The 24,743-nt window shown below is 69.4% G+C and carries 24 protein-coding genes and 2 tRNA genes; 13 read left to right on the top strand and 13 right to left on the bottom strand.

Annotated elements, in window-relative coordinates:
* Positions 1-104 precede the first annotated feature (104 nt).
* The 3 genes from OG589_RS35775 (at position 105) to serS (ending at position 3,839) form a co-directional block, all read left to right on the top strand.
* On the top strand, positions 105-1,541 hold the full coding sequence (locus OG589_RS35775) for a glycosyltransferase 87 family protein (protein WP_405142700.1): 1,437 nt from the start codon (positions 105-107) through the stop codon (positions 1,539-1,541).
* Positions 1,542-1,593: 52 nt separating this feature from the next.
* Positions 1,594-2,514: a prephenate dehydratase gene (pheA, locus tag OG589_RS35770; RefSeq protein WP_405142699.1), complete on the top strand. Its 921-nt coding sequence runs from the start codon at positions 1,594-1,596 to the stop codon at positions 2,512-2,514.
* A gap of 62 nt (positions 2,515-2,576) precedes the next feature.
* A complete protein-coding gene (serS, locus tag OG589_RS35765; RefSeq protein WP_405142698.1) occupies positions 2,577-3,839 on the top strand; it encodes a serine--tRNA ligase in 1,263 nt (420 codons plus the stop codon).
* A 160-nt stretch (positions 3,840-3,999) separates the two neighbouring features.
* On the opposite strand, the gene OG589_RS35760 is transcribed toward serS, so the two are convergent.
* On the bottom strand, positions 4,000-4,203 hold the full coding sequence (locus OG589_RS35760; RefSeq protein ID WP_262840623.1) for a cold-shock protein: 204 nt from the start codon (positions 4,201-4,203) through the stop codon (positions 4,000-4,002).
* A gap of 237 nt (positions 4,204-4,440) precedes the next feature.
* Here OG589_RS35760 and OG589_RS35755 point away from each other — a divergent pair, with 237 nt between their 5' ends.
* On the top strand, positions 4,441-5,238 hold the full coding sequence (locus OG589_RS35755) for an HAD family hydrolase (RefSeq protein WP_405142696.1): 798 nt from the start codon (positions 4,441-4,443) through the stop codon (positions 5,236-5,238).
* 10 nt (positions 5,239-5,248) lie between these two features.
* On the opposite strand, the gene OG589_RS35750 is transcribed toward OG589_RS35755, so the two are convergent.
* Together OG589_RS35750 and OG589_RS35745 are read right to left on the bottom strand one after the other, a co-directional pair.
* Positions 5,249-5,776, bottom strand: coding sequence for a bacterial proteasome activator family protein (locus OG589_RS35750; RefSeq protein WP_405142694.1), 528 nt, complete (start codon positions 5,774-5,776; stop codon positions 5,249-5,251).
* A gap of 15 nt (positions 5,777-5,791) precedes the next feature.
* On the bottom strand, positions 5,792-6,748 hold the full coding sequence (locus OG589_RS35745) for an NAD(P)H-quinone oxidoreductase (protein ID WP_405142693.1): 957 nt from the start codon (positions 6,746-6,748) through the stop codon (positions 5,792-5,794).
* 114 nt (positions 6,749-6,862) lie between these two features.
* Between OG589_RS35745 and OG589_RS35740 the strand changes: the two genes are divergently transcribed.
* Positions 6,863-9,148: an AAA family ATPase gene (locus tag OG589_RS35740; protein ID WP_405142692.1), complete on the top strand. Its 2,286-nt coding sequence runs from the start codon at positions 6,863-6,865 to the stop codon at positions 9,146-9,148.
* A gap of 12 nt (positions 9,149-9,160) precedes the next feature.
* Here the strand turns inward: OG589_RS35740 and OG589_RS35735 are convergent.
* From OG589_RS35735 to OG589_RS35715, 5 genes are all read right to left on the bottom strand, one after another.
* A tRNA-Ser gene (locus OG589_RS35735) sits at positions 9,161-9,250 on the bottom strand.
* A gap of 63 nt (positions 9,251-9,313) precedes the next feature.
* The gene (locus OG589_RS35730) at positions 9,314-10,039 is read right to left on the bottom strand and encodes a TIGR03943 family putative permease subunit (RefSeq protein ID WP_405152195.1); all 726 of its coding nucleotides are present in this window, start codon (positions 10,037-10,039) and stop codon (positions 9,314-9,316) included.
* 5 nt (positions 10,040-10,044) lie between these two features.
* Positions 10,045-11,073, bottom strand: coding sequence for a permease (locus tag OG589_RS35725; RefSeq protein WP_405142690.1), 1,029 nt, complete (start codon positions 11,071-11,073; stop codon positions 10,045-10,047).
* An 81-nt stretch (positions 11,074-11,154) separates the two neighbouring features.
* Complete coding sequence (locus OG589_RS35720) at positions 11,155-12,042, bottom strand: NUDIX hydrolase (RefSeq protein WP_405142688.1); 888 nt, start codon at positions 12,040-12,042, stop codon at positions 11,155-11,157.
* Positions 12,043-12,241: 199 nt separating this feature from the next.
* On the bottom strand, positions 12,242-13,480 hold the full coding sequence (locus tag OG589_RS35715; RefSeq protein WP_405142686.1) for a hypothetical protein: 1,239 nt from the start codon (positions 13,478-13,480) through the stop codon (positions 12,242-12,244).
* Between the two features lie 545 nt (positions 13,481-14,025).
* Between OG589_RS35715 and OG589_RS35710 the strand changes: the two genes are divergently transcribed.
* Entirely contained in the window at positions 14,026-14,316 is a 291-nt protein-coding gene (locus OG589_RS35710; protein ID WP_405142684.1) for a hypothetical protein, read from the top strand.
* A 340-nt stretch (positions 14,317-14,656) separates the two neighbouring features.
* Positions 14,657-14,809, top strand: coding sequence for a hypothetical protein (locus OG589_RS35705; protein WP_405142683.1), 153 nt, complete (start codon positions 14,657-14,659; stop codon positions 14,807-14,809).
* Positions 14,810-14,835: 26 nt separating this feature from the next.
* Here OG589_RS35705 and OG589_RS35700 read toward each other — a convergent pair whose 3' ends face one another.
* Positions 14,836-15,159 carry a MazG-like family protein gene (locus OG589_RS35700; protein ID WP_405142681.1) on the bottom strand — a complete coding sequence of 108 codons (324 nt, stop codon included), beginning with the start codon at positions 15,157-15,159 and terminating at the stop codon, positions 14,836-14,838.
* A gap of 233 nt (positions 15,160-15,392) precedes the next feature.
* Here OG589_RS35700 and OG589_RS35695 point away from each other — a divergent pair, with 233 nt between their 5' ends.
* Entirely contained in the window at positions 15,393-15,872 is a 480-nt protein-coding gene (locus OG589_RS35695) for a GNAT family N-acetyltransferase (protein WP_405142680.1), read from the top strand.
* Positions 15,873-15,917: 45 nt separating this feature from the next.
* On the opposite strand, the gene OG589_RS35690 is transcribed toward OG589_RS35695, so the two are convergent.
* A complete protein-coding gene (locus tag OG589_RS35690) occupies positions 15,918-16,703 on the bottom strand; it encodes a M15 family metallopeptidase (RefSeq protein ID WP_405142679.1) in 786 nt (261 codons plus the stop codon).
* Positions 16,704-17,040: 337 nt separating this feature from the next.
* Here OG589_RS35690 and OG589_RS35685 point away from each other — a divergent pair, with 337 nt between their 5' ends.
* Positions 17,041-18,222, top strand: coding sequence for an ATP-binding protein (locus OG589_RS35685; RefSeq protein WP_358550989.1), 1,182 nt, complete (start codon positions 17,041-17,043; stop codon positions 18,220-18,222).
* A gap of 196 nt (positions 18,223-18,418) precedes the next feature.
* On the opposite strand, the gene OG589_RS35680 is transcribed toward OG589_RS35685, so the two are convergent.
* Both OG589_RS35680 and OG589_RS35675 read right to left on the bottom strand, forming a co-directional pair.
* Positions 18,419-19,255, bottom strand: coding sequence for a MauE/DoxX family redox-associated membrane protein (locus OG589_RS35680; protein WP_405142678.1), 837 nt, complete (start codon positions 19,253-19,255; stop codon positions 18,419-18,421).
* 2 nt (positions 19,256-19,257) lie between these two features.
* Positions 19,258-20,199: a hypothetical protein gene (locus tag OG589_RS35675; RefSeq protein ID WP_405142677.1), complete on the bottom strand. Its 942-nt coding sequence runs from the start codon at positions 20,197-20,199 to the stop codon at positions 19,258-19,260.
* Between the two features lie 296 nt (positions 20,200-20,495).
* Between OG589_RS35675 and OG589_RS35670 the strand changes: the two genes are divergently transcribed.
* Both OG589_RS35670 and OG589_RS35665 read left to right on the top strand, forming a co-directional pair.
* Positions 20,496-21,014, top strand: coding sequence for a SigE family RNA polymerase sigma factor (locus OG589_RS35670; RefSeq protein ID WP_405142676.1), 519 nt, complete (start codon positions 20,496-20,498; stop codon positions 21,012-21,014).
* Between the two features lie 93 nt (positions 21,015-21,107).
* The gene (locus OG589_RS35665; protein WP_405142675.1) at positions 21,108-22,703 is read left to right on the top strand and encodes a fatty acid--CoA ligase; all 1,596 of its coding nucleotides are present in this window, start codon (positions 21,108-21,110) and stop codon (positions 22,701-22,703) included.
* A 45-nt stretch (positions 22,704-22,748) separates the two neighbouring features.
* Here OG589_RS35665 and OG589_RS35660 read toward each other — a convergent pair whose 3' ends face one another.
* Positions 22,749-23,267, bottom strand: coding sequence for a MarR family winged helix-turn-helix transcriptional regulator (locus OG589_RS35660; protein ID WP_405142674.1), 519 nt, complete (start codon positions 23,265-23,267; stop codon positions 22,749-22,751).
* 106 nt (positions 23,268-23,373) lie between these two features.
* On the opposite strand from OG589_RS35660, the gene OG589_RS35655 reads away from it, so the two are divergent.
* Complete coding sequence (locus OG589_RS35655; RefSeq protein WP_405142673.1) at positions 23,374-23,937, top strand: YceI family protein; 564 nt, start codon at positions 23,374-23,376, stop codon at positions 23,935-23,937.
* 379 nt (positions 23,938-24,316) lie between these two features.
* A tRNA-Ser gene (locus OG589_RS35650) sits at positions 24,317-24,406 on the top strand.
* Positions 24,407-24,743: the final 337 nt, after the last annotated feature.

Genomic DNA, 24,743 nt, shown 5'->3' with positions numbered 1-24,743 from the left:
GGCCCGGGCGCGGGTCGGGATTGGGAGGGTGGATGGCGGACCCGGGTTGGGGAGGGTGGATCGAGGGTCGGGTTTCGGGAGGGTAGGCGGTAGCCTGCCACGTCGTGGGGACTGGTGAGAGGTCGGTGGCCGGGCGGCGGTGGTGGACATGGCCGCTCATCTTGCTGATCGTCGGCGTGGCCGCCATCCCGCTGGTGAGTTACTGGCTGACCAATCCCGCCGATCAGCGCCTCGTCGACCTGGACGTCTACCGCACCGGCGGCGAGAGCGTCCTGCGGGGGCTCCCGGTCTATGACGTGATCACTCCCGCGCCCCAGCTGCTGCCGTTCACCTACCCGCCGATCGCCGCGCTGCTGGCCACCCCGCTGGCCGCGATGTCCTGGCCCGCGGCCCAGTGGGTGTGGACTGCCGGAGTCCTGGCCTGCCTCATCGTGACGGTCTGGTACAGCTTCCGGGAGCTTCTCGCGCGCGCGGAGCATCTCGTACGTCCCGGCCTGCGGGGGTGGGCGGTCGCCGTGCCGGCCGGGGTGCTCGCGGTGGCGTGCATGTATCTCATGCCGATCAGAGACCAGGTGCGGTTCGGCCAGGTCGACATCCTGCTGGTGATGCTCTGCCTGGTCGACTGCGTCGCCCGCAGGCCCTGGTGGCCGCGCGGCATGCTGATCGGGCTCGCCACGGCGGTCAAGCTCACTCCCGGCGTCTTCCTGATATATCTGCTGATCACCGGCTTTGGAAAAGACGGCCTGCCCGAGCAGCGGAAGACCTTCTTCATGGCCGCGTTCACCACGGCGCTGCTGACGGTGCTGCCCTTTCTCGTGATCCCGCAGGACTCCACCGCCTTCTGGTTCTCCGCCCTGCTGGACTCCGATCGCGTGGGGTCCAACACCTCCACGACCAACCAGTCGATCCGTGGGATGCTGCTCCGCCTCTACCTGCCCGGATGGCTAACCTCGGTGCTCTGGCTCGCGCTGGTGGCCGTCGTTGCCTGGTACGGCTTCCGCCACGCCCGCAGGGCCATGCGCGAAGGCGACCGGATGACCGCCGTGGCGCTGACGGGCCTGATGGCCGTGCTGCTCTCACCGGTCGCCTGGATCCACCACCTCGCCTGGGTGGTCGTGGCCCTCGCCGCGCTCGCCGGATCCCGGCTCGGTGCCGCTCCACTCCCTGAAGGCGTGAAGGGCACCCCTGAAGGCGACGAGACCGTGAACCGAGAACAGGCCGTTCCGGTCGCTGGAGCCCCCCCTGCGGGCCTGTGGAAGCGTCTCGCCTGGCTCTGGGTGCCCGCCGCCGTCTGGATCTACTACGTGCTGCCGATCCCCTGGTGGGGCGTCTCACTGCGCGCCGCGGGGATCCCCGTGCTCAGCCCCGTCGCCGGGCGCATCGTCCAGGACGCCTTCGGGCTCGGGGCGATCGGCGTCGTGTGGCTCCTCGCCCGCCGTACGAGCGGGTCGCAAGCCACCGCCGCCCGTACCACCGGCGACCGAGGCACGGGCGGTGCGGACGCGACCAGCCCCCATGTCGTCCCACGTAAAATCGGGTAAAGGCGTAAATATGCCGGGTAGGGGTGGGCCGGTGGCCGGTAACCTCTCTGGTATGCCGAAACTCGCCTACCTCGGACCCGAGGGCACCTTCTGTGAAGCGGCCCTGCGGATCCTCGCACCGGATTCCGAGCGTCTGCCCTGTGCCAATGTCACGGCGGCGCTGGAAGCCGCGCGAAGTGGCGAGGCCGACGGCGCCGTCGTCCCCCTGGAGAACTCCGTCGAGGGCGCGATCACCGTCACGCTCGACGAGCTGGCCTGGGGCGAACCGCTCCTGATCACCGCCGAGCTGCTGCTGCCCGTGGAGTTCTCGCTGCTCGTGCGGCCCGGCACCGCGATGCCGCACATCAAGCGGGTCTACACCCACCCGGCCGCGATCACCCAGTGCCGCAACTTCCTGGCCCGCGAGCTGCCCGACGCCGTGGTCGTCGCCGCGCCGTCGACGGCCGCCGCCGCGCTGGAGGTCTCGATGTCCGGATCGCCGTATGACGCGGCGATCGGCCCGGCCATCGCGGGCGAGCACTACGGGCTGGTCGAGCTGGCGTCGCGCATGGGCGACCGCGACGACACCGTCACGAGGTTCGTCCGCGTCTCCCGTCCGGGGCCGCTGCCCGAGCCGACCGGAGCCGACCGCACGTCCCTGGTCGCCTTCCTCCGCGACGACCACCCGGGCGCGCTGCTGGAGATGCTGAGCGAGTTCGCGGTGCGCGGGGTCAACCTGACCCGCATCGAGTCGCGGCCGACCGGCGACGGCATCGGGCGCTATTTCTTCCACTTCGACGCCGAGGGCCACGTCGTGGAGGCCCGCGTCGGCGAGGCGCTTTCCGGCCTGCGCAGGCTGTCGGACGATGTGCGCTTCCTCGGCAGCTACCCCCGGGCCGACCGGCTCTCGCCGCAGCTCAAGAGGGGCACGACCGACCCGGACTTCGCCGAGGCGGCCGGCTGGCTCGCCGCTGTCCGCACGGGACAGGTGTAACAGATCACATCCGGCGGCAATAGGCGCGCGAGCGCCGCTCGGACATCGGTAGCCTTTGTTACGTGATTGACCTGCGTACCCTTCGTGAGGACCCGGACCGGCTACGGGCGTCGCAGCGTGCCCGCGGTGAGGACGACTCCGTCGTCGACACGCTGCTCGACCTGGATGAACGCCGCAGAAGCGCGCTGAGCGGCTATGAGTCGCTGCGCGCGGAGCAGAAGAGCGTCGGCAAGTCGGTGTCCACGTCCTCCGGCGACGAGCGGGTCGCGCTTCTCGCGCGGGCCAAGGCGCTCGCCGTCAACGTGAAGGGCGCCGAGGCCGAGGCCGAGAAGCTCGGCAAGGAGCTCGACGGGCTGCTGATGGCCGTGCCCAACATCATCGAGGAGGGCGCCCCCGCCGGCGGCGAGGACGACTACGTCGTGCTTGAGGAGGTCGGGGAGAAGCCGAGCTTCGACTTCACCCCCCGCGACCACCTGGAGCTCGGCGAGATGCTCGGTGCGATCGACACCGAGCGCGGCGCCAAGGTGTCGGGGGCCAGGTTCTTCTTCCTGACCGGCGCCGGGGCCAGGCTGCAGCTCGGCCTGCTCAACATGGCCATGCAGCAGGCGATCGAGGCGGGCTTCACGCCGATGATCACCCCTGTGCTGCTCAAGCCCGAGGCGATGGCGGGCACGGGCTTCCTCGGCTCGCACGCTTCGGAGGTCTACCGGCTGGAGGCCGACGACCTCTACCTCGTCGGCACCTCGGAGGCCCCCATGGCCGCCTACCACTCCGACGAGATCCTCGACGGGAAGTCCCTCCCGATGCGCTATGCCGGGTGGTCGTCGTGCTTCCGGCGCGAGGCGGGGTCGTACGGCAAGGACACGCGGGGCATCATCCGGGTCCATCAGTTCGACAAGGTCGAGATGTTCTCCTACTGCCGCCCTGAGGACGCGCGTGAGGAGCACGCCCGCCTTCTCGAGTGGGAGAAGGAGATGCTGGCCAAGGTCGAGCTCCCGTACCGCGTGATCGACACCGCCGCGGGCGACCTCGGTTCGAGCGCCGCCAGGAAGTTCGACTGCGAGGCGTGGCTCCCGACGCAGAACCGCTACCTGGAGCTGACCTCGACGTCCAACTGCACCGAGTTCCAGGCCAGGCGGCTCGCTGTGCGCTACCGGGACGCCGAGGAGAAGCCCAGGCACGTCGCCACCCTCAACGGCACCCTGGCGACCACACGGTGGATCGTGGCCATTCTGGAGAACCACCAGCAGGCCGACGGCTCCGTCGTGGTTCCCAAGGCGCTGCGCCCATATGTCGGACTGGATGTCCTGGAGCCGGTCAAGTAGGTCTGTTTCAGGGGGGTAAGTCGCTTATCCGACTTGCGGGTAAGCGGCTTACCCTTGCGTCGTCTGTTACGTATGTCCGCTTTGTCAGAACCGGCGGCTCGTTATACGACACGAAGGCGGGGCTCGCCTGACGCGAACCCCGCCTTCTGTGTGTCAGTGGTCAGACGGCGCGGACCTGCGACGCCTGCGGGCCCTTCTGCCCCTGCGTGACCTCGAACTCGACGCGCTGGCCGTCTTCGAGGCTGCGGTAGCCGTTGCCGACGATCTCGGAGAAGTGCACGAAGACATCCGGAGCTTCACCGTCCGGAGCGATGAATCCGTAGCCCTTCTCGGCGTTGAACCACTTGACGGTTCCCTGAGCCATTAAAGCTCTCCCTGCAATTGATCTTGGGGTTCACACCTCGCGAACCCCGGGTTGTGTCGCACAGCTTCCCGGGGCCGCTCAGACAGTCAAGCTGGTTCTGCACATCGGGTTCAGCTAATACAACGCCACCACATCTAACACCATCGGAGCGCCTTTGTTCCCCCTCCTGGCGAGATTCTTTTACTCTCTGGGCTGACGCCGGACCTGTGCCCAGCACAGGGCAAACTAGACGTTGTTATGGTCAGCCCCAGACTCGTCGCCACCGACCTGGACGGCACCGCCCTGCGGTCGGACGGCACCGTCTCACCGCGCACGGCGGCCGCGTTCGCGCTCGTCGAACAGGCGGGCGCGGTTCTCGTGTTCGTCACCGGCAGGCCGCCCCGCTGGATGGGCATCGTCGCCGGCGCCGTGCGCCACCGCGGGCTCGCCATCTGCGCCAACGGGGCGCTCGTCTACGACCTGCACACCGAACGCATCGTGGAGTCCCACCTCATCGATCCTGAAGTGCTCTCAGAGGCCGTGGGGCGCCTGCGCGGCAGGCTTCCCGAGCTCAGCTTCTCCGTCGAGTACGAAGGCGGGTTCGCCCACGAGAGAGGGTTCGGGCTCGGCGGCTGGGACAGTCGTGATTCCTTGGGGCGCCACGTGGCCGCCGCGAAGCTGATCTCGCGGCCCTGCGCCAAGCTCCTGGCCTTCCACCACGACATGGACCCCGACCTGCTCCACCTCATCGTCACGGAGGTCGTGGGCGACCTGCTTACGGCGACCCACTCCAGCGGCAGGGCGCTGATCGAGATGAGTGCCCGGGGCGTGACGAAGGCCACCGCGCTCGCCACCCTCGCCAGACGTCACCTCGTCGGCGCGGACGAGGTGGTGGCGTTCGGGGACATGCCGAACGATCTTCCGATGCTCGGCTGGGCCGGCACCTCGTACGCCGTGGCGAACGCCCACCCCGACGTGCTGGCCGCCGTCACGAACGTGACGGCGGCCAACGACGACGACGGGGTCGCCCTGGTGCTCGAAAAGCTGTACGGGTGACCTGGGGCCCCTACAGGTACGGCCCGGAGGCGCGATGGGGCGGCTGCTCCTCCTGCGACATGCCGCCGGGCAACGCGCGCCGCATCTGCTCCAGCTGGGCCCGAGCGGCCATCTGCTGGGCGAACAGCGTGGTCTGGATGCCGTGGAAGAGGCCCTCCAGCCAGCCGACGAGCTGGGCGTGGGCCACGCGGAGCTCGGCGTCGCTCGGGGGAGGACTGTCGTCGCCACCGGTGAACGGCAGGGACAGGCGCTCGAGCTCGTCGACGAGCTCGGGGGCGAGGCCGTCTTCCAGCTCCTTGATAGAGCTTTGGTGGATGTCCTTGAGGCGCTTGCGGCTCGCGTCGTCGAGAGGCGCCGCGCGGACCTCCTCAAGGAGCTGACGGATCATGCTGCCGATGCGCATGACCTTCGCGGGCTGCTCCACCAGCTCGGCGACCGAGCGCTCCGAGCGCTCCTCGTGCTCGCCGTTGTCCCCCTCGACCGTCAGGCCATCGGGGCCGACGACCACGATATGCGGGGTGCTCTCCTCAGCATTCATGCCATTCAACCTAGCTCACCTGGCCAACAGGACTTTCCCGATGTGGTCACCGGATTCGAGGATGCGGTGGGCCTCCGCGGCCTCGGCCATCGGCACCACCGCGTGGACGACCGGCCGTACCGCTCCCGCCTCCACGAGGGGCCACACGTTCTCGCCGACCCCCCGGACGATGGCGCCCTTCTCCGGCACCGGCCGGTTGCGCAGGCCGGTGGCGTGGATCGAGGCCCGCTTCGCGAGCATCGCGCCGAGGTCGAGCTCACCCTTGGCGCCGCCCTGGAGGCCGATGACCGCGAGCCGCCCGCCGGTCTTCAGCACGGAGATGTTCTTGCGCAGGTACTTCGCGCCCATGATGTCGAGGACCACGTCGGCGCGTACCTTCTCGGCGAAGTCCTCCTCGCGGTAGTTGATCGCCTCGTCCGCTCCCAGTTCGAGGCAGCGCGCGACCTTCTCGGCCGTACCGGCCGTGACGACGACGTGGGAGCCGAGCGCCTTGGCGAGCTGCACGGCGCAGGTGCCGATGCCGCTCGCGCCGCCGTGGACCAGCAGCGTCTCCCCGCGCCGCAGCCGCGCCGTCATGAAGACGTTCGACCAGACGGTGCAGGCGACCTCGGGCAGCGCGGCGGCCTCCACCAGCGTGATCCCGGAGGGGGCGGGGAGCACCTGCTCCCAGGGGACTGCCACCTTCTCGGCGTAGCCGCCGCCGGCCAGCAGCGCGCACACCTCGTCCCCCGGGGCGAACCCCTCGACGTCCTCGCCGACCTCGGCGACCACTCCTGAGCATTCGAGACCCGGGAAGTCGGGGGCGCCGGGGGGAGGCGGATAGAACCCCTGCCGCTGCATCAGGTCGGCACGGTTGACCCCGGCGGCGGCCACCTCGATCAGCACTTCTCCTCGTGCGGGACGGGGATCTGGAACCTCCCGCCACTCCAGTACCTCGGGTCCACCGGGCTGGGAAATAACGATCGCGTGCATGTGCCCAAACTATCCGGGTAGCCAAGTCGGCGGTTGACCACGTTGGTCGTGATTGCGGGCGGTAATCTTCAATCTATTTGCTGCCCCTTTAGCCCAGTCCCGAGGGGGAACACGGTGGCAAGACACGATCGTGAGGATCCTCATTCCCTTGAAGAGCAACTCGCCTGGCTCGACGCCATCAAGGAGAACGAGGAGGCGCCCGTCCCGGTGACCGTCACCGCGGACGACACCGTCGTCTCGCCATATCCCAAAGACCCCTGGGCCATGGTTCCCGCGGAGCCCCCGGCGGCCTCGTCGCCGCTGTTCCGCGCCGCAGGCGACCCGACGCACGGCACCACGCAGCCCGACGACACCGCGGCCGAGCGCGGCAAGGGGGATACGACCGAACTACGTACACCGGCGGCCGAGGGTCTCGGCGGCTGGGGCAAGAAGGACGAAGCGCCGTCCTCGCCGGGCGGCGGGCGCGACACCGGCGCCTTCTCGGCGCCCATCACCGGGCCGTCCGAGCCGCTTTCCCGCTCTGACACCTCGTCGCCTTCGGGCGGCGCCTTCGGCGAGCGGAGCCCGTCCTCAGGCGCGGCCGCGTTCGGTGAGCGTTCTCCCTCCTCCGGGAGTGGCGCGTTCGGTGAGCGTTCTCCGTCTTCCGGGAGTGGCGCTTTCGGTGAGCGTGCTCCTTCGTCGGGCGGTGGCGCTTTCGGTGCCTTCGGCGACCGGCCGGCTTCGTCAGGCGGCGGCGCGTTCGGTGAGCGCGGTGCCGGCGCGTTCGGGGAGAGGCCCGCGCAGTCCGGCGGCGGCTTCGGTGAATCCACCTCCCCGCCGCCGGCTTCGTCCGCTTCGTCTACCGCTTCGTCGGCCGCATCGCGGACCGAGGAGCAGTCCGTGAGCGACGACACCGACAGCTTCACGTTCGGCTCGCTGACCGAGGAGCCTCCGGGCGGCACCGGCTCCGGCTGGGTTCCCGTGGGGCCCCTCGCCTCCGGCAAGGGCGACACGCCCAAGCCGTACCAGCCAGAGCCCAAGCTGTACGAGCCGGAGCCCAAGCCGTACGAGCCGGAGCCCGAGGCGACCGGCGAGCAGTCCATGCGCGGCTGGCTCGAGGCCGCGCTCCCGGCGGCGGAGACCGGCGAGGCCGACCCCGAGCAGGAGCGGTTCAACGCCTTCGTATCAGCGGGCGGCGCCAACACCGATGATGTCGTCGTGCCGCGCGTGGAGCACGCGCTGTACGAGCCCGAGAAGGCCCCGCCCGCCAAGCGGCCACCGGCGCCCGCCACCGGCGGCGAGCCGAAGGCACAGGCCGCGAACGTCCCGGCGGCCGAGCCGGCGACGCAGGAGCAGCCGCCCGAGGAGCAGCGCGAGCCGTACCGGGCGCGCCGCAGGCAGTCTCCGCCGCCCGCGCACCCCCTCCAGCCCGCCTGGGGCACCTCCACGCGCCAGCAGGGGGCCGCGAAGGCGGCGAGCGGCGTCAGGCAGACCGCCGACAGCCTCGACCCTGTGTCGTTGCTCCGCGGGCGCAGGAACGCTCCTGCGGGCGGTTGGCGCAAGCTCGTCTTCAAGGCCTCCGCCGGGCTGATCAAGCCGGGTGAGTCCCCCGAGGTGCGCCGCCGCCGCGAGCTGGTCGCGCGCGCCCGTACCCCCGTCGCGACCGGGCATCACCGCGTGGCCGTCCTCAGCCTCAAGGGTGGCGTGGGCAAGACGACCACGACCGTGGGCCTCGGCGCCACGCTCGCGTCCGTACGGGGAGACCGGGTGATCGCGGTCGACGCCAACCCCGACCGGGGGACCTTGTCGGACAAGGTGGAGCTGGAGACCTCGGCGACCGTACGTGACCTGCTCAACGAGCGGCAGCAGATCAAGCGATATGTCGATATAAGAGCGTTCACCTCGCAGGCGCCCTCGCGGCTGGAGATCCTGGCCTCCGACCGCGACCCCTCGGTGTCCGAGGCGTTCAGCGCCGCCGACTACCAGTCGGTCGCCCAGGTGCTGGAGAACTTCTACTCGATCTGCCTGACCGACTGCGGCACCGGCCTGCTCCACTCGGCGATGTCGGGTGTCCTCGGCCTGGCCGACCAGCTCGTGCTGGTCAGCTCACCTTCGGTGGACGGCGCCAGGGCCGCCTCCGCGACCCTCGACTGGCTGGAGGCGCACCACTACGCCGACCTGGTCAAGGCCGCGACGGTGGTGCTGTGCAGCGTGCGGCCGCGCTCGAAGTCGACCGTGGACCTCGACCGGCTGGAGGCGCACTTCGCGGCCCGCTGCCGCGCGGTGATCCGCGTGCCCTACGACCCCCATCTGGAGGAGGGCGCCGAGATCGACCTCGACCGGCTGCAGCCGGCCACGCGGGAGGCGTACCTGCTGCTGGCGGCCTCGGTGGGCGACAACTTCGGAGGCGCCCGCGGCTGACCCCGGCGGCGATGGCGGAGGGTGTGGGATTCGAACCCACGAGGCCGTCGCCGACCTGGCCGCTTTCAAGGCGGCTGCACTCGTCCACTATGCGAACCCTCCAGTGCGACACCAACGATAGCGGTGCCGGGCGGGCGCTCGCGCGCGAGTAGCAGTCGTACAGCCCTATTCGTACGGCTCGTCCGGCTGCCTGACCTTGGCGACGGCGGTGGCCCTCATCTCGGGGGCCACCGTCCCCTTGGGCAGCCGGTCGTACGGGGTGGGCACCCACGCGCCCGTAACCTCGACCCACGTGTCGTCGCGAGGCGCGGGGACCCCGAGCACGGTCACCTTCAGGGGGAACGCGTCGGCCGCGCAGCACCTCAGCTGCATGCGAGTGAGGTACCACTGCCCCTTCTTCTTCGAGTGCGTCGCGAAGCCGGTCAGCCTGACCTGCCTGTCCACGAGCGAGCGGTTCGCGTCGCCCCAGGCCCGGCCGATGAACTCGCCAAGTGGCATGGCCGTCGGCTTGTCCCGGGCGAGGACGTCGTACGCGTCGAGCGCCGACGGGCGCGGCTGGGGCGTCTCGTCCCGCTCGGCGGCGAACGATCCGAGTGGCGGCGGGGCGATAAGGAAAATGGCGATCACCGGCAGGCAGAGCAGCCACGCCACCCGGGGCCCGTGCCGGTGCTCACCCACCGATCCTTGCTCTGTGCCGGCGTCCGCCTTGGGGGTGTACGGCTTGCGCCACTCCTGGACCAGCCCCAGCACGCCCAGCGCGAAGATGACCAGGCCCGCGGCGATGAGCAGCGGCCGGAAGCCGGGTTTGACGTAGTTCAGGTAAACCGTGGACAGCGCGGAGACGCGCAGGATCGCTCCGCCGAGCAGGGTCATCACCAGGCTCTGCGCCATACGGTTCACAGCAGCACCCATCCCACCAGGACGCTCACCAGAACGGCCAGCGTGAACGTCAGCGGGACGAAGCGGAGCGCGAAGGCCCGGCCGAACGTCCCCGCCTGCAAAGCGATCAACTTCAGGTCCACCATCGGCCCGACCACCAGGAAGGCCAGCTTGGCGGTCGGGGAGAAGGCCGTGAGCGACGCGGCCACGAAGGCGTCCGCCTCGGAACAGATCGACAGGATGACCGCCAGCACCGCGAGCACCAGCACCGACAGCCAGGGGATGTCGCCCACGGACGAGAGCCAGGACCGGGGGACCACCACGTTCAGCGTCGCCGCCGTCAGCCCGCCGACCACCAGGAACCCGCCGGCGTGCAGGAAGTCGTGCCGCATCGCCGACAGGAACGCCGCCCACCGCGACTCGCCCTCATGCGCCGTACGGGAAGGGATGCGCAGCCAGCCGGGACGGCCGAGCAACTGCCAGATCCAGCCGACCAGCACGGCGACGAGCAGGGAGGCCGCGAACCGGCCGGCGACCATGAGCGGCTGGCCAGGGAACGCCACGGCGGTCGCCACCAGCACCACAGGGTTGATCGCCGGGGACGCCAGCAGGAAGGCGAGCGCCGCCGCCGGGGTCACACCGCGCGCCATCAGCCCCGACGCGACCGGCACCGACGCGCACTCGCATCCGGGCAGCACGAGCCCTGCCACGCCCGCGACGGGCACGGCGGCGTACGGCCGGCGCGGCAGCACGCGGTTCCAGAAGGAGGGCGGCACGAACGCGGTGATCGCCGCGGACAGCGCCACGCCGAACACCAGGAAGGGGATGGCCTGCACGCAGATCGCCACGAAGATCGTGGACCACGTGCGCAGGGCCGGTGCGGTCAGATGAGGTGCGAGGAGGAGGTCGCCGAGCAACAGGAAGCCCACCAGGGCCGCGAACACCCAGGGGAGAACCTGTGCTTCAGGAGCTCGCCGTCCCCACGTCGGCGGGGGGACCGGACTGTCGGGCTCAGCGGTCCAGTCGAGTGTGGTTCGGTCGCTCATGAATGACTTAAGGGGTATTTCCGGATATTGGGGGATATGAGCATGAGGGGTATGTGTTGGACGTCGTTCGACGCCTTGACGCTACACCCGTCCCCTTGGTCGCAGTTGCCCAAGTAGCCAACCGGGACCGGTGACCTCAGCGCCCAGCTCTCGCACCCGCCGGCGGAGCTCGCGATCAGCCGTCACGACCAGCACCCGCTCCCACGGCCTGGTCTGCCGGATCTCCCGTACCGTCTCCACGATCGCGTCGTCGCCGCTGCCGGGCGCGTCGACCACGGTCACGACGCCATCGGAGCGGACCCCCTTGGCCGCCCCCTCGACGATCATGATGAGCCGGGGGAACCACTTGGCCGGCGCGGGAAACCCCTCCGGAGGGCGCAGGCCGTGCCTTGCCACATCCTCGGCGTCCTCCAGCAGGCGTCTCGTCGCACCGGCGCGGTCGCGCCACCAGCCGTGCTCGGCGCGCGCGCCCACGATGTTGGCCGCGTCCAGGACGACCACGGACGGCGGGAGGGCGGACCTGATCTCCGGCCAGGTCTCGGCGAAGCCGGGATGCAGGGTCTCGCCCACGATCTCGTCGGCGGGCAGCCACCGCATCTCGGTGCTCTCGCCGTTCGCCGGAGCGGACGGGAAGCGGGCCTCCGCTTCCGCGATCACCGTCTGGAAGGACCAGCCGCCGTGGTCGTCGGTGTAGACGCCGAGGATGCGCAGGCCGTCGCCCTTCAGGGCCGCCTCCTCCAGGGCCTCCCGCATCGCGCCGGTGACGGCGTCCTCGTGGCTGTCGAGCGCCCCGCCGGGAAGGCCCCAGGTGCCCCCGTGATGGCTCCACAATGCCCGCTTCTGCATAAGGATGTGCGGGATGCCGCCGGTATCGAAGTGGACGGCCAGCAGACCCGAGGCCCCGTGCACTCCCCAGTGCCTGTGGCCCCGCTCGCACAGCGCCCACCCGTCGCCGTCCTTCGCCACCATCCCTCTATCCTGCCCCAACCCCCTCGTCCTGGATCCGCCCAGGCGGGCTTCTCCGGCGTCCTCGGTTCAACACTTTCGTGAGATGGGCCTCGCTTCGCTCGGACTGTGCTTATTTGGAGCTCGCTCCCACGTCGGCGAACCTGCCGATCGGGATGCCTAGACCACGATCAGAGCCCACAAAGCCGTGTCCCCGGAAATGTCACGGCGTAGGAAGTGGGCCGCACAGTTCTTGGTAGGCGTCGCGTAGTTCGACTGCTTCGGGTATCCGGCGCGTTTCAACGGCGGCGATCACTTCGGCCGCGCGCCAGTAGTTCGACGGCACCAACAGGCCGCTCGTTATGGCGGTGAGCGTCGCGTGCCCGGCCTCGTCGGGTTGGTCAGATGCCAGGAGCGCCAGGGCTAGGTCGAGGCGGGCTGACACGGCTCGCCGAGGGCGTGGCGGGCCGTCCTCCGTCGACTCCAGCCGGGCGAGCACCTGGCGGGCGTACGGCTCCGCAGCGGGATCTCCGAGCCATGACAGCGTCGTCGCGGTGTATGCGTCACTCTTGGCGGGGTCGTACCGGTAATGATGTTCGGGCCGGTCAGGCGATGGCAGCGGCGCGACAAGCCGGGCGACCCGGCCCAACGCGTGTCGTGTCTCGCTACCCGCACCCAGCCGCGCCCATGCCCGGCCCTCCTGCGCGGTTGCTTGGATATATGCCGAACTACCCCTTGGCGCGACCCGCTGCGCAGCCTGTGAGAGGCTCAGCGCCCGCTGGTAAGCACCGGTTGTGAGAACCTGCCACGCTTCCGTTTCCAGGCACCATGCCGCGATCTCGCGATGCTCGGCATGCCTGGACAGTTGGGCGGCCGTCCGGAGCCGCGCGGCGCCGGCCGGGAACTGGTGGAGATCGATGTGGCAGGTCGCGGCGAGCAGGGACAACCAGCCTCCGGCTACGAGCAGGCGCCGATGCTCGGCGAGCGTCTTCTTCGCGTCGACCAGCCGGGAGACGTAAGCCAAGTGCTGACGGACCCGTCCGAGCAGCTCGGCCGGTGGTGTACCGGGGTAGGCCACCGCGAGATCGTCAACGGCCTGCTCCAGCAGCTCCAGAGTCTCCGAGCCCACGTCGCTGGCCGCCGCCCGTTGAGCCAGTTCCAGCGCGTCGGTCTCATCGTCACACCAGGCAGCGCTCCCGGACCTCTCGTTGGTCGTGAGCGCCAGTTCTGACACCCCGACGCCGAACGCTCGGGCGTACAGCGTGGCGTAAAGCTCGTTCGGACGATGTGCGCCTGCTTCCCATGAGCGGATCATCCGCCGCAGGCTGTCGGTCTGCGGGAGGCGGTCACGGGTACGGGCGTCGGCCGCATCGCGCAGCCGTATTGCCATGTCCTTCTGGCTCCACAGGCGGGTCCGCCGTTCAGTGCGTAGCCGAGCAGCCCAAGCCGGAACGTCGTTCATCGCGCGCACCTCATTCAGGGGACACGGGGTTCTCCGCCTGCTTCCTCCAGTGTCCTCTTCCCGTCGCGATCACGCAGCGTTGTGATGGAGCAACGTTCAGAGATGGCGGAACCCGCAGGCGCGTCCACGCCGTACGGGTCCCTTGATCGCATCGGAGTGCGACCCATGACCAAGGCTAGAGCCATCCGGATCCGCTGGCAGGCCGACCGCCCACCCTTGCCGCTCGGCTGCCGGTGGTGCGGGCACGCCCCATACGCCCATGACGCTTCGAGCCTGCCGCATCGCCGTGATCACCAGTGGGAGCAGCCCACGTCGGCGCAGGTTCACGCGAGGTTGGCCGCGCGGCGGCGTCTCGGATTGTGCGAAATGTTCCCCGCCGCAGCGCCTGCGCGTCCCCTGAGGGTCCATCCGCCTGCCACCGTGCCGGGTCCGGGGCGTCACGTACGGCCCGTCGCGGCGGCCCCGTCCCTCCAAGGGCGAGGACGCTCGCCGGATACGCTGCCTTTGATCGGCGGGCGGGGTCCGTACAGGAGCGGAGTGGCGGCGTGAGCCGGGAACCGGGGCGGCACCGGATCGGCGTACGGCCCGACCAGGTCCAGCCCCGACGCTGGGACCTGGCAAAGCGGGCGGCAGCCGCCCAACTCGACCAGATGGAACCCGCCTGGCACATCTCCTACGGCGTGGGAAGCCGCAAGTTCACCGCCATCGCCATCTGGCATGCCCCGCATCCGCTCAGAGTCGAAGCGCCCACCGTCGAGGAACTACGCGAACTGATACGCGAAGCCGAGCTGGATGCGATGGGCATGCTGGTCGACCTCGCGGTGAGGGCATCGTGACCGGGCATGCCGACCAGTCCGATCAATCAGATCGGGTCGAGGGCGAACGGGTCGAATACGGACATGCTGAGGGGGATCAAGTCCATCCTCTGCTCGACCTGTACGGCTTCCCGTCCACTGCAGGACGTGGCGTGGGTGGGTACATTCCCGCGCGTCGGCCGACTGAGACGCCCCCGGTTCCCAACGAGCACCACAACCGATACGCCGAGGCGTTACACAACGTCCCGAGCCGAAGGGCTCGGGACGCTCGGACGTACCCCATAGACGCGCGGCGGGCCTGAGCCAGGGGTGGCGGGGTCCGCCGCGTCGACCATTCCACTCATCTGCGAGGAGAACGCCGATGCAGCCGCAAGCCGGCTACGAGAGCGGCGATGTCGCGGCGCTGGTCATAGCCGGGCTGTTCACCGTCACCTGCTTGGGGCTGGCGTGGATGGAGCATCGCGACAGCCGGCAGGACAAGCGCAGCGAAGACCGCGACCTCCCCGAGTCGTAGTAGCGGTTCTTTCTGGGGCGGTGTACTCAGCCATTGTGCGTGAGTGAACGACTCGCCACCGCTGCCATATGCGCCTTGAAGACGTTCGCCGCGTCGGTGTTGCGGGTTCTCAGGGCGACCATGGCGGTGAGGATGACGTCGCACAGTTCACTGTCGACGTCGTCCCAGGTGTGGGTGAAGCCCTTGCGGGGGTTCTGGCCGAGGGCGCCGATGACGGCTTCGGCCACCTCGCCCGCCTCTTCCGACAGCTTCATCAACCGCAAGAGCAGCTCGACATCGGGTGCCAGCGTGCTTTCGGCGTCGAGCCAGGCTACGAGCCGGCCGACGGTGTCCCACGTCTCGGCGTCCATGGCCGCTCAGGTTACCTGCTGGTGTCCGACTCGGGGGCCTACAAGGGGTCGGTACCCCTGCCGGCCGGCACCCGCTACGTGAGCATCAAGGCAGACGGGCCGTGGTCCATCGTCCGCAAGTAGCTCGACCGCGTCGGGCCGGCTGGGAAGGCCTCGCATAGGTACCCCCCGCCCTTGGCGAAGTGTCGGCGGTTACCCTTCCACAACCTCATGACACAGATTGGGAGAGATCTATGTCCGGCACCGCGCCCGTGATCCGTCGCTACCGAGCCGGCGACGCCCAAGCCACCCTGGACGTCTTCTACCGGGCGATCCGCGTAACGGCGTCCCGCGACTACGATCCCGACCAACTCGCCGCCTGGGCATCGCCGGACATCGACTCGACCGAGTGGGCGACCTACAGGAAGGAAGCGGAAACCTGGGTGGCAGAAGTCGACGGCACGGTGGTCGGCTTCACCGACATCGACTCGACCGGGTATATCGACATGATGTTCGTCGATCCCCACGCCGGGCGAACTGGAGTCGCCACCGCACTCCTGGACCGTGTGACGGGAATCGCCCGGTCCCAGGGAATCGGCGAACTCACCGTCAACGCGAGCCTCACGGCCCGACCGTTCTTCGAACGCCGGGGCTTCACCGTCATCGCCGAGCAACGCGTAGAACGGCGCGGTAGCGTCCTGACCAACTTCCGGATGCACTCACCGCTACGGTGAACGCCGACACCCGACTGGCTCAGTGAGTGAGTGGTTTCGCAGCTGCTAACCGCCGCCCTTGGCGAAGTGCTGGTAGTCCTTGGCGCCGTTGAAGTAGCCGCCCCACTCCCAGCCGTACTTCTCGAACAGCTTGACCACGCGGTCGTCCGCGTTGATGACGCCGGGCTTGTGCAGCGGGCGCTTGGCGAACTTCCTGGCATTGTCGTGGGCGACCGAGCCGTCGGGCTCCACCCAGGGGTTCTCCCGGGGGTTGATGTCGATGGCCCTGCCGTACGAGTGCTTCGACCAGCTGCTGGCGCCCGTGGTCCTGCGGCAGTTGAACGCCGAGGTGTTGTCGGCCTCGATGGAGTCGAAGTCGCTGCCCTTGTAGGCGTCGATCGGCACCATGCGGGCGATGGGGTACCGCCACTCGTACAGCTGCTTGAACTGCGCGACCACGTCGGCGGTGACCCCCCGGTTGACGATCAGCTCGCCGGTGTGGGCCTTGTCGTCGAAGCCCCAGTACGTCAGCGTGACCTTCCGCAGGCTTTCCGGGGAGACCGGGCAGCCGGGGCGCCACGAGGACTTGAGCTGGCCGGCCGTGACCTCGGAGACCTTCGAGGTGAAGGCCGGCGGCTCCGGCGTGGAGGAGGCTTCGGGGGACGGTGTGGCGGAGACCTCGCCGGTCGGTGTGGGGGCCGCGCCGGACGGCGAGCCGGATGGTGAGGTCACCGGAGACGACGGCGCGGGCTCCGCGGTGACACCGGAGCTGGTGCCGCAGGCGGTGACGGTGGCCGACACGCAAGCCAGGGCGAGAACACCCAGGTGGCGAAGCTTTCGTATCTCGGACATACGCCAGGGTAAGGGCTTCCTGACTGCGCTCGTGACGAAATCGTGATGTCCGCCGTCCGTGGCGGCGTAACCAGACCGTTCGGGATCTGTGTCGCAGGTTTTACTCGGAAATCCTCGCGCACATGTTCGAGGGCGCGCTACAGTCTTGGCCATCGGATCGAACAGAGGTTCGGGCCGAGAGGTCCAGGTGAGGGGTGGTGTGGCCATGGCGTTGCTCTCGCCGCCCAAGCAGCAGGCGTCCGGCCGGCCGTGCGCCCCGCCCAGATCGGCGACACGCCGTAGCCCTTTCTACGGAAATCTAGGACGGCCGCTATATCCGGTCATAAAGTCCGAGAGCGTGGACCCCGTGCGCAATCCCTACGCCCCCGGTGCGGGGCAGCGCCCTCCGGAGCTTGCCGGGCGTGATCGTGAGCTGCAGCAGTTCGAGGTCGTGCTCGAGCGGGTGGCCCGTGGCCGTCCCGAGCGCAGCATGGTCCTCACCGGGCTGCGCGGCGTCGGCAAGACCGTGCTGCTCAACACCTTCAAGTCGATGGCCATGCAACGGCTGTGGGGCACCGGCAAGATCGAGGCCCGTCCCGAGCAGTCGATCCGCCGCCCGGTCGCCGCCGCGCTCCACATGGCGATCCGCGAGCTGGCCCCCCGTCACCGCGCGCCCGAGCGCATCGAGGAGTTCCTCGGCGTGCTCAAGGCCTTCGCCATGCGCGACCCGTCCGCGGCCAAGGGCACGTCCCACTGGTCGCCGGCCATCGACGTCCCCGCGGGCCGTGGCCGGGCCGACTCGGGCGACCTCGAGATCGACCTCACCGAGCTCTTCGTCGACGCGGCCTCGGTGGCCACCGACCTGGGCGTCGGCGTGGCCCTCTTCATCGACGAGATGCAAGACGTGCAGGCGCCCGACATCTCCGCCCTGTGCGCCGCCTGCCACGAGCTGTCCCAGAGCGGTGGCCCGCTGATCGTGGTGGGCGCGGGTCTGCCCCACCTCCCCGGCGTGCTGAGCGCCAGCAAGAGCTATTCCGAGCGCCTGTTCCGCTACGCGCGCATCGACCGGCTCGACCGGGAGGCCGCCGATCTCGCCCTGATCGCCCCCGCCGAGCGCGAGCAGGTCGAGTTCACCCAGGAGGCCCTCGACGCGCTGTACGAGGCGGCCGACGGCTACCCCTACTTCGTCCAGGCCTACGGCAAGGTCGCCTGGGATCTCGCGCCCGGCAGCCCCATCACGGCCGAGGACATCAGGGTCGCCTCTCCCGAAGCCGAGGAGGAGCTTGCGGTCGGGTTCTTCGGAAGCCGGTACGAGCGCGCCACCCCCGCCGAGCGCGACTACATGCACGCCATGGCCTCCGTCGGCGACGAGCCCGTGCCGACGTCCGACGTGGCCGAGTTGCTCGGGCGCAAGCCGTCCAGCCTGTCTCCGGCCCGCGACAGCCTCATCAAGAAGGGACTCATCTTCAGCGCCGAGCGTGGCCTGATCGCCTTCACCGTGCCGCACTTCGGCAAGTTCCTCCGAGCGCAGCCACTGTAGGCCGCGCCGGGTCCCCAGAAGCCGAGCGCAGGTGTTCTGCGCTCCCATTGATCTCTCTACGGCTTTCTAGAGGGGAAGCTAGAGAGCCGTAGAGAGTTGAATTCGCGGTGCCGGTGATCCAAGCCGCGAGATGTGCGGGCGCGAACGGCCAGGCTGGGGCCTTCGCGCCCGCATCGATTGCACTGTCTAGGGCTTTCTAGCGTGCGGCCGATACGCCCATAGATTTGTGCAGAGTCCCGTCATTCCCCTCGGCCCCCACCACGGCGACCCGTACGGCCGGCCGCCGCCCGCTGAGGTACACGGCGAAGACCACCTCGGCCTCGGCCCCCGTGGCGGTGCGGCCGGGGTAGACGAAGAACCGCCAGCACAGCTCCCGCCACGTGTCCTCCGGCTCCACGGAGACCAGCAGCGCCGTGTGGGACCGCCACTCGCTGCTCGACCGGAGGCGTGAGAGTGATCTGGCAGTCGGTATGGGCCGCTGCTCGCAGGGCGCGCGATACCTGACACGCGCGATCGCCTCCTCCAACTCGGGAGACAGGAGCGACAGCAGTACGACGCCGGCGGCGAGCGCGATCGCCAGGTTCCAGGAGAGCCCGGACAGCAGGTCGGCTCCCGACACGGGAACGAGCGCGACGGACACCGCCATCCCGGTCAGCACGACGGCCCTGCCGATGGAGCGCAGACCCACCGGCGAGCCGCTCGCCTCGCCGAAGCAGCCGCAACCCACATCAGGCCGGCGCCGGCGCAGCTCCCACAGCACGTAGGTGGAGACGGAGAAGAACACGATCGTTCCCCACCGGGGCAGCGGGCTGCGAGTGAAGATCAGGCCGGCGGCCAGCACGATCTCCACGGCGGCACAGAAGATCAGCACAGGCTTGCGCCAGCGTTCGGGGACGAGCACCGCGGGGCCGAGCCGGGTGAGCCCGCCGGGCTCGGCGTCGGCCCCGACGCTCGCGATCTTGGCCACGCCCCCGAGGACGAGAAGCAGTACGAGGAGTACGAGTGCGGCGGTGGCGAGTGTTGCGACCTCCACGGTCACCCCAATCCGACGCGGGCGTTGAAGCAGCCCTTGGCGAGGTCTCCACCCAGCTCGACATAGGAGACCGGCGAAAGTTCGACGATGCGCCCCCGTGGCGAGGTGCCGCACTCCACGCACCGGTCGCAGAAGCGCCCCGCGACGCACCCGCAGGCGACGATCGGCAGCACCGAGGCGCGGCTCTCGCAGACGTTGCCCACGTAGAGCATCGAGCCGAGTGCGAGATAGGGAAGGCCGGTGCACGACACCCCCGCGTCCTCGCAGCCGGAATCGGCACGTTCCAACATCGGGTACGCGGCTCCGGCCTCCCCGTCGTCGAAGGCGTCCGACCAGGCGGCGGCTCCGGAGATCCTCGACTGGACCCCGCCGTACGCGGGCGGGGGAGGCGGGACGGCCGTCGCGCGGTAGGCGGGCTGGGAGGTCGCGGGGAGCTGCGCGAAGGTCACGCCCTCCACCCGGGTTCCGATGGCGTCGAACAGGAAGCCCGGTTCGAGCTGCGGATGCCGTACGCGCAGGCGTCCGGAGGCGGCGTAGGGGATCACGACCACGCGCCTGCCCCGGTGCGGCCCGCAGTCCAGCTCGACCGTCAGGTCCTTGCGTTCCTTGCCCAGGGAGAGGATCACTCCCGTGACGCGCGTGATGTCACCCCAGAGCCGCTCGGCCACGCGGCCGGACTGCCGGGCCCGGACGATGACGCGGGCGCCGATGGGGAGCTCGGCCGGCGCGACCGGCCGGCCGTGCCAGGCCGTGGCCCACGGCGCGATGACCAGGCGTTCCTCCACGCCCTCGGAGTTCGCAAGGATGACCAGGTGCGGGCTGATGTCGAGGATCTCGCCCGTCACCCCGCTCAGCGCCGGTCGCTCTTCGGCCTCGGCCTGTGGCGGGACGCCGCTCCGGCCGAGTGCGGCGGACGCCAGCGCGTAGCGGCGCTCAACTCCCATCGGCCCCTCCCCGGTTGCCGTCGCGAGTTTCCTCGTTCGTCCGCTAGCGTCACACGGCTCGCCACCGGCACCGTGCCGGGCGGGGCGATTATTTCCCCCTGTGCCAGTGCACGTAGCAAATTACCCACTCCAGGATGAACTACTCGCCGCCCCGCGTGGTCACCCGACTGTAACGATCTTTGCCGTTGACGGGGCGAAACCTGGATTGAGGATCAGCCGCATTATGGCTTCCGGCTGCGATTCTGACCACGAGATTCGAATGAATCATGGCCCTTCGTCACGGCACCGGTGATCGCATGAGCGACAAAGACGAGGAGTTCCGCGAGTACGTGGTTGCCCGCGGTCCTGCACTGTTGCGCGCGGCCTACCAGCTGACCGGCCAGCCCGCCGACGCGGAGGACCTGCTGCAGGCCGCCCTGGCCAAGACCTACCTCGCCTGGGACCGCATCAACGACAGGGCCTCGCTCGACGGGTACGTGCGCCGGGCCATGGTCAACATCAACATCTCCTGGTGGCGGCGCAGGAAGCTGGAGGAGTACCCGTCGGAGGAACTTCCGGAGAACCCGGTCGGGGACGGGCCGAGCCCGGGGGAGATCCACGAGCTGCTGGAGGAGGCGATCGACCGGCTGCCCGCACGGCAGCGCACGGCGATCGTGCTGCGCTACTACGAGGACATGAGTGAACCGGAGATCGCCAAAGCTCTCGGCATCAGCATCGGCACTGTGAAGAGCACGGTCTCGCGGGCGATGGCGAAGCTGCGTGGCGATCTGGTCGTCGTGGACGCGAGGCAGCCCGAGGTGCAGGCCCGGATATGACCGATCAGGCATTACGGGCCCGTTCCCGGATTCGAGCGAGCGCTTGTCTCAGGACCGGCCCGGGGCCAGACTCGTAAAGCGGAGGTGGCACTGATGCGCAGCACCATGCCCGATTTCCCGCTCACCATCACCTCGATCATGCGGCACGGCACCGGTCTGTTCGGCGACCACGAGGTGGTCACGTACACCGGCGACGGGTACCACCGCCTGCCGTACCGCGAGCTGGCGCGGGAGGCCGCACGCCTGGCGGGCGCCCTGCGCGGCCTCGGTGTGGACGCCGACCAGCGGGTGGCCACCTTCAGCTGGAACAACACCGCCCACCTGACCGCCTACCTCGCCGTGCCGAGCATGGGCGCGGTGCTGCACCCGCTGAACATCCGGCTCTTCCCCGAGCAGGTCGTCTACATCGCCAACCACGCCGAGGACGACGTCGTCATCGTGGACGCCTCGCTGGTGCCGCTGCTCGCGCCGATCCTTCCCGAGATGAAGACGGTGCGACACGTGATCGTCGTCGGCGAGGCGGACACCGGGGCGCTCGTCTCGGCGGGCAAGGACCTCCACGACTACCGCACCCTCCTCGACGGGGCGTCCGACGCCTTCGACTGGCCCGAGCTGGACGAGCGCGCCGCGGCCTCCATGTGCTACACGAGCGGCACGACCGGCCACCCCAAGGGCGTCGTCTACAGCCACCGGTCGGCCTACCTCCACTCCATGAGCGTCTGCACGGCGAACGCCGTCGGCCTCTCGTCCGGCGACCGGGTGCTGCCGATCGTGCCGATGTTCCACGCCAACGCATGGGGTTTGCCGTACGCCGCGCTGATGGCCGGGGCCTCGCTGGTCATGCCCGACAGGTTCCTGCAGGCGGAGCACCTGACGAGGGTCGTCGCCGAGGAGCGGCCGACGGTCTCGGGCGCGGTTCCGACGATCTGGGGGGACGTGCTGCGCCATGCCAGGCAGCACTCTTCCGACCTGTCCTCGCTGCGGCTGGTGACGTGCGGCGGCTCCGCGGTGCCCGAGGCGCTGATGCGGGCCCTGGCGGCGGAGTTCGGCGTCCGCGTCGTGCAGGCGTGGGGGATGACCGAGACGTCCCCGCTCGCGACCGTCGCCCATGGCGACACGTGGGCCCTGCGCGTCACCCAGGGCCGGCTCCTGGCGGGCGTCGAGGGCAGGCTCGTCGGCGGGGGCGACACCGTGCTGGACGCCGACGGGGTCGCAGTGGGCGAGCTGGAGGTACGCGGGCCGTGGGTAACCGGGGCGTACCACCTGGACGAGGACACCTCGCGGTTCCACGACGGCTGGCTGCGCACGGGGGACGTGGGGAGGCTCGACGCCGGCGGCTACGTGACGCTGACCGACAGGGCCAAGGACGTCATCAAGTCCGGCGGGGAGTGGATCTCTTCGGTGGAGCTGGAGAACGCCCTGATGGGGCACCCCGCCGTGGTGGAGGCGGCGGTCATCGGGGTGCCTGACGAACGCTGGGGGGAGCGTCCGCTGGCGTGCGTGGTGCTCGACGGTACGGCCGGAGTGGCGGAGCTCAGGGAGTTCCTGTCGGCCAAGGTCGCGCGCTGGCAGCTACCCGAGCGCTGGGCGTTCGTCGAGGCAGTGCCCAAGACGAGCGTCGGCAAGTTCGCGAAACGGGCCCTGCGCGAGATGCACGCCCGGGGCGAGCTGACGGTCGTCGAGAGCTAGACCTGGCTGTCGGTCACAGTCGCGGGGAGCTGATCTGGCTGTCGGTCACAGTCTGATCTGGCTGTCGGTCACGATCGCGGGGAGCTTGACCTCGCCGGGTTCGATCGCGCCCGCGGTGGCGCAGGGCCGTACGACGTCGCGGATCACCCGCAGGGCGCCCAGGAACGTCTCCAGCTGGTCGGGGGCCAGCAGGCCGGTGAACCAGGTCTCGATGTCCTTGAGGTGCTTGGGGATGACCTCTTCCAGCCGGGTGACGCCCGCGTCGGTCAGCGTGGCGTAGGACGCCCGCCGGTCGCTGGCACAGGCGACGCGCTCGACCAGGCCCTCGCGCTCCAGCCTGTCGACCACCCTGGTGACCCCGCTGGTCGACAGCGACGTCTGCGCCGCCAGGTCGCTCATGCGCAGCTTGCGCCCAGGGGATCGCGCCAGGCGGATGAGGGTCTCGCAGTCGATCTCGGAGAGCCCGGCCTCCGCGAAGACGGGGTTCATCTTGGCCGCCAGCCCTGAGTGGACCTCGGAGAGCAGGCCCATCGCGGTGAGCCTCGGATCGTCAGATGGAATCACGTTCACAGTCTAGACGACGTTAGTTGACGAGAGGAATATTCCTCGTGTAGACATCTGTTGGAGAAGACATCCGCACGGCAACTACTCGTTCACGGAGAGATGGCACATGAGCACTCGCGCCTGGGAAGGCATCACGATCCCCGAGCCCGGCACCTTCGACCTGGATGTCGCGCACACGCGCATCGGCTTCAGCGCCAAGCACATGATGGTGAGCAAGGTCCGCGGCCGTTTCGGGGACTTCTCCGGAAGCGTCACGATCGCCGAGAACCCGCTCGAGTCGTCGGCCGAGCTGACCATCAAGGCCGCCAGCATCGACACCGGCAGCGCCGACCGCGACACCCACCTGCGCAGCGAGGACTTCCTGTCGGTGGAGAAGTTCCCCGAGCTCTCCTTCCGTAGCACCCGGGTCGTCAGCCACTCCGGCGACGAGCTCGTGGTCGCCGGTGACCTCACCATCCGTGACGTCACCAAGGAGGTCACGCTCAAGGTGGAGTACGGCGGCGCCGGCACCAACCCCTGGGGCCAGGAGCTCTTCGGCTTCGACATCGAGACCGAGATCGAGCGCGAGGAGTTCGGCCTCACCTGGAACGTCGCCCTGGAGACCGGTGGTGTCCTGGTCGGCAAGAAGATCAAGATCGAGATCGAGGGCGAGGCCACCCGCCGCGCCTGATCCCTCAGGATCAAGGAGCTCAAACTGAGGGCGCGCCTTGTCCTGTACGGGACCGTGCGGTGTAGCTGATCCCGCGGTTCCCACACTCTGTATCCACAGCCTGTGGATACAGAGTGTGGGAAACCTCTCTTCCTGTATGTGGAGACACGCCGATCCACAGTGGCACCCCTGGCTGACCTGGCGAATTGCGGGGGAATGCCCGGGGACGATCAGTGACGGACCGGGTCACGGCTGAGGCGGTGACCTACCCACGGCCAGGGACGAAGCGTCCCTTACGCGACATGTTCGACCGCCACGGCGAATCCACTTTGCCGCCCAGCATCAAGGCCGGTACTCTGTGCTGAGCCGGTCGGGCTCCAAGCGAGCCGACGGGCTATCAGGAGGCTTCGCCTAGTCAGGTCTATGGCGCCGCACTGCTAATGCGGTTTGGGTCTACAGCCCATCCGGGGTTCAAATCCCCGAGCCTCCGCACCTCAGAGGCCCTCTCCGAGTTCTCGGACGAGGGCCTCTCTGCTGCCCGAACAGGCTCAGGGTTGCAGTTTCCAAGGCGTGCACACGGCGGCCGGAGTCCCGTCGGAAACAACGGGCAGGGACGCGGGTAAAACGGAGAAAGGCCGCGGCCAGCACCGCCCTCCGGATCAGCTCTCGCAGGTGCCCACGGTCTCGCCTGAGGTGACGTCCGATCGTCACCCTTCGTGGTCACCGGAGGTGTAGTGGTCCAGGGTTGCCTCCTGCCTCTCGAGTGAGGGTGCCGTCCACGCCCATAGCTCTCGCTGGTTGGTCGGGGGCGGGCCGGGTGGGGCGCG

Origin of the sequence: Sphaerisporangium sp. NBC_01403 (genome assembly GCF_045040145.1) — a bacterium.
In the GTDB taxonomy this organism is placed as follows: Bacteria; Actinomycetota; Actinomycetes; order Streptosporangiales; family Streptosporangiaceae; genus Sphaerisporangium; species Sphaerisporangium viridialbum.
The sequence above is the reverse complement of the archived record's forward strand: the minus strand, read 5'-3'. Positions and strand labels throughout refer to the sequence as shown.